The 4,082-nt window shown below is 46.6% G+C and carries 7 protein-coding genes; all 7 read right to left on the reverse strand.

What is annotated here, in order from left to right:
* Positions 1–382: DivIVA domain-containing protein (locus tag F8N00_RS16705; protein WP_421018620.1), on the reverse strand; the 382-nt coding region annotated here is incomplete at its 3' end.
* Positions 383–407: 25 nt separating this feature from the next.
* Positions 408–1,178: an RNA-binding protein gene (locus tag F8N00_RS16710; protein WP_023468795.1), complete on the reverse strand. Its 771-nt coding sequence runs from the start codon at positions 1,176–1,178 to the stop codon at positions 408–410.
* Entirely contained in the window at positions 1,175–1,450 is a 276-nt protein-coding gene (locus F8N00_RS16715) for a YggT family protein (protein WP_023468796.1), read from the reverse strand. Before F8N00_RS16715 ends, F8N00_RS16710 begins: the two co-directional genes overlap by 4 nt.
* Before the next feature lie 2 nt (positions 1,451–1,452).
* On the reverse strand, positions 1,453–1,779 hold the full coding sequence (locus F8N00_RS16720) for a cell division protein SepF (protein WP_231496839.1): 327 nt from the start codon (positions 1,777–1,779) through the stop codon (positions 1,453–1,455).
* A gap of 193 nt (positions 1,780–1,972) precedes the next feature.
* Positions 1,973–2,644 carry a YggS family pyridoxal phosphate-dependent enzyme gene (locus tag F8N00_RS16725; protein ID WP_023468798.1) on the reverse strand — a complete coding sequence of 224 codons (672 nt, stop codon included), beginning with the start codon at positions 2,642–2,644 and terminating at the stop codon, positions 1,973–1,975.
* Entirely contained in the window at positions 2,631–3,407 is a 777-nt protein-coding gene (gene pgeF, locus F8N00_RS16730; protein WP_421018621.1) for a peptidoglycan editing factor PgeF, read from the reverse strand. The genes F8N00_RS16725 and pgeF overlap by 14 nt, the downstream gene beginning before the upstream one ends.
* Before the next feature lie 84 nt (positions 3,408–3,491).
* Positions 3,492–4,082: cell division protein FtsZ (locus F8N00_RS16735; RefSeq protein ID WP_421018622.1), on the reverse strand; the 591-nt coding region annotated here is incomplete at its 5' end.

The raw sequence follows: 4,082 nt of genomic DNA on the forward strand, positions 1-4,082 counted from the left end.
GTGGGCTCGGAGATGTGTATAAGAGACAGACTTCGAAGTCTGTCCGTTGTGCCCGGCGTTGCGCCGCATCTTGCAACTGCTCTGCTTCACGTTCTGCTTGCTTTAGGATCAAGCTCGCTTCTTTTGAAGCATTGGCTTTGACTTCTTCAGCCGCTTCCTGTGCAACGATGATCGATTTATTCAACGTTTCTTCCATCGAACTGAAGTAGTCGACACGCGCTTGCATGTTTTGGATGACTTCTTGTTGTTGACGGTTCTCACGTAACAACAATTCAAAATCCTTGATGACTTGATCTAGGAATTCGTTCACTTCATCTTCGTCATAGCCGCGAAACTTTCGTGTGAACTCCTTATTATGAATATCGAGTGGCGTTAATGGCATGATGAATTCCTCCTCCGCATTTATCTTATCCTTTTAAAATACCGTATTGTAGTTTGATTCGATCACGTTTCGTTGATCCGAGGATTGCAATCAACTTGACGCGTCCTGTTCCACGCAAGGAAAGTAAGTCGCCTTCTTCTAGCATGAAGCTCGAATCATCCACTACTTTATAATTCACTTTACTCTCACCCTGTTTAATGAGCGCCTGTGCTTTTTGACGTGAGAAGCCTAGAATTTCACTCACGACCGTATCGAACCGAAGTGAGCTGACAAACCCAAGTGTCTCTTCCCACTCTTGATCCTTCACTTTCAAGCGATCTTCTGCGTCTACGCGCGAAAGACGAATCTTCGTCTTCCCTGCTCGTTCGACGTTTGCTTCGATATAGGTCGCGACTTCGTCCGCGACGGCAAACTGTACTTGATCCTGAATGATGACGTCGCCGAATTTGGCTCGTTTCAATCCGACGTTCAATAATGTACCGGTGACTTGACGATGAGAAAGTTCAACGAATTTAGTAGGATAATGAATGCGATAGATGGAAATGTCAAAGTCATCCGCGTTGTATTCATAATAATCTGGTGCGAGGATTGCCCGTTTACGTTCAGCGCCTTCGAAACCGCCCTCAAAAAAGAGGGCGCATTTCGAACCGACGAGTTCTTGTGTGATTTGTTGTTCACGTGGATCTAGGAAATCCGTTAATTTGAACGTATAGGTCGCTTCCACATGATCGATCCAGTTCAAGACTGAGTCGACGAATTCCCGCTCGCTTCCACGATAATGATCATATACGCTCATACTAAAAAGATTGCTCGGATACCCGATTGAGCCAAGTTCAAGACGAGGAAGGCTACAATCGGCGAGATATCCAGCATGCCCCCGATAGGCGGGATGATACGACGGAAGGGCGCTAGGAATGGCTCGACCAACATCGCGAGCACTTGTCCGAATTTAGAATCACGGGCATTCGGGAACCACGAAAGCAGGATATAAACGATCATGACGTAACTGTAATACTGTAACAACGTACTTAATGTACGACCAATTGCGTACATCACTTGAGAATCCATACTTACCACCCCTTATGATTAATATCATCTTCTCCAAGAAGATTCGAGATGCTACCAGCTAACTCGACGTTGTTCGGAACACAGAGGAGGGTATTCTGACTGATCGTCGTAATCGTTCCATCGAGAGCGAAGACGACACCAGATAAGAAATTAATCATCTGTCGTGATTGATCTTTTGACATACGCTGCATATTGACGATGACAGCACGGTTCTGACGAAGATGTTCCCCGATTTCCTGGGCTTCGTTGAAGACACGTGGTTCACTCAAGATGACTTGCGATTTCGTTTTTTTCGTCGCATGAAGCGGCACGATATTCGATTGTCTCACGCTGTCCTCCTTTTGAGTAACACTTGGGGTAGATTCCTCGTAATACTCTTCATACTCTTGTTGTGAAGCACCTCTACCTTTATTTATTGTAGCATCATTTTCATATTCAAGTTCATCTAAATCGTCGCTGTTGCCGAGAAATAGATTTTGCATTTTTGATTTAAAACCCATATCCATTCTCCCTTCTTCTCGTTTAGGTGTGAACGAGCGTCGTCCCGATTCGGACGAACGTCGCCCCTTCTTCGATGGCGATTTCAAAATCCGATGACATTCCCATAGATAACTCCGTACATGGAGCATACGACAATTTTTTCGCCTTGACCTCTTCTTGCAATGTTTTTAATGACCGGAATACCTCACGGATACGCGCCGTATCTTCCGTCAACGGTGCCATCGTCATCAGTCCGATGACACGAATCGCGGGATATTGACCGATTTCGTGTAAGAACGATGGTACATCCTCAGGCGCGATGCCTTGCTTCGATTCTTCCCCAGAAACGTTGACTTGGATGAAACAATCAATGATTCGGTCTGTTCGTTTATTGATCTCTTCCGCCAAATGAAGACGGTCAAGGGAATGCAACACGTCAATGGCATCGATGATTTGACGAACTTTACGCGTTTGTAGTGTACCAATGAAGTGCCACGTACAAGCAGTTCGTCCGAGCTCTGCCTGTTTTTCAAGCAATCCGTCCGGACGATTTTCTCCGAGATGGGTCACGCCAGCTGCTAATAATTCAGAAGCAACTTGACTTGAGACTGATTTCGTCACACCAATCAACTGTACCTGCTTTTCAGAAGAACTCTTTTCACTCGCTTGTTCCATTCGTTTTGTAACTTCTTGTACATTATCAAGAATTGACATCCAATGACTCCTTTACGATCAAACTTGCAAAGCGCCCACCGTGGTCACCGTGGCGATAAGAGAAGTAATCTTCCGCCTGACAGTGTGTACATAGACCTGAGTCAAGGACATCACCGACTCCACAACGCTCAGCTAGCGCAGCATTCGTTTTTTGTAGCGATAACATCGCTTTTCCATCTTCCTTGCGTATGTAAGGAGACTCATCGAGTTCAAGCGCATCGATTGCATCGATGACCGGTTGATCGACTTCGTAACAACAATCACGGATCGATGGACCAATGACCATTTGAATCGATGAACGACTCGCACCCGCACGTTCCATTTGCTTGACTGTTTCCTCGACGATATTGCCAACGGTTCCGCGCCAGCCGGCATGCGTATTCGCGATGATTCCTGTCGTCGGATCACAGAAGACAAGCGGCACACAGTCAGCGAAGAGCATCATCAATAAGACATTCGAATCGGTCGTCACCAATCCATCTGTACCCGAAATCGCTGTTTCGTAATCCAAAGCACCGCGCCCGGAGTCAAGTGTCGTCACCTGTTCGACGTGATTTCCGTGAACTTGCTGTGCCCAAATCGAGTTCTCGAGGGAGAGATCAAGCTGACGTGCGATGACTTGTCGATTCTGGATGACACCGTCGCGATCATCGTTGACATGTAACCCTAAATTTCCGTTTTCATGAGGGGCAGCGAACTTCGTCGTAAAGGCGGCACGTACTGTACCTGTCGGTGTATCCCATTTGATCCATTGTCCAAACATGTTCATGCCTCCTTTGATTTTAAAAAAAGAGGCGCCGCTTTCGCGACACCTCATCGTTTAGCAGTCGTGTCACTGGAACATCGATCAACGATTATTCCGGCGAAGGAAAGATGGGATGTCCATCGTTTCTTCGACATCTGGCTCTTTAGCCGGTTCGGGATTCGAGCTGACAGGTGTCTCTTCGACTTGTGGTTTTGACTCCTCTGTTGGTGGTGGAGTCGCTTGTTTTTTCTTCAATAAATTCTTCATCATTTCTTGAGCGGATGGAATTTCGAAATCGAGTGGTTCGTTTTCGAATTCCGTCGCGATGACTGTAACGATGATTTCATCTTCTAGGTTATCGTTGATGACAGAACCAAAGATCAAGTTGACTTCCTCATCAGCTGCACTCTGAACGATTTGTGCGGCTTCCGTCACTTCGTACAAGCTAAGGTTCGCACTACCTGTGATGTTCATCAGAACACCTTTCGCGCCTTCGATCGAGGTCTCAAGCAACGGACTCGAAATCGCTTTTTTCGCTGCTTCCGTCGCGCGGTGTTCGCCTGTCGCGACACCGACACCCATTAAAGCAGAACCTTTTTCCGTCATGATCGTCTTCACATCGGCGAAGTCGAGGTTGATCAGACCAGGTACGGCGATCAAGTCAGTGATACCTCTGTCTCTTATACACATCTC

The organism is Exiguobacterium sp. A1_3_1 (assembly GCF_048985645.1).
Lineage (GTDB): Bacteria > Bacillota > Bacilli > Exiguobacteriales > Exiguobacteriaceae > Exiguobacterium_A > Exiguobacterium_A indicum.

Excerpts from the sequence above, each read along its gene's own strand:
- F8N00_RS16725 (WP_023468798.1), bottom strand. The coding sequence starts at position 2,644 with ATGTCAATTCTTGATAATGTACAAGAAGTTACAAAACGAATGGAACAA.
- F8N00_RS16710 (WP_023468795.1), bottom strand. The coding sequence starts at position 1,178 with ATGAGCGTATATGATCATTATCGTGGAAGCGAGCGGGAATTCGTCGAC.
- pgeF (WP_421018621.1), bottom strand. The coding sequence starts at position 3,407 with ATGTTTGGACAATGGATCAAATGGGATACACCGACAGGTACAGTACGT.
- F8N00_RS16715 (WP_023468796.1), bottom strand. The coding sequence starts at position 1,450 with ATGGATTCTCAAGTGATGTACGCAATTGGTCGTACATTAAGTACGTTG.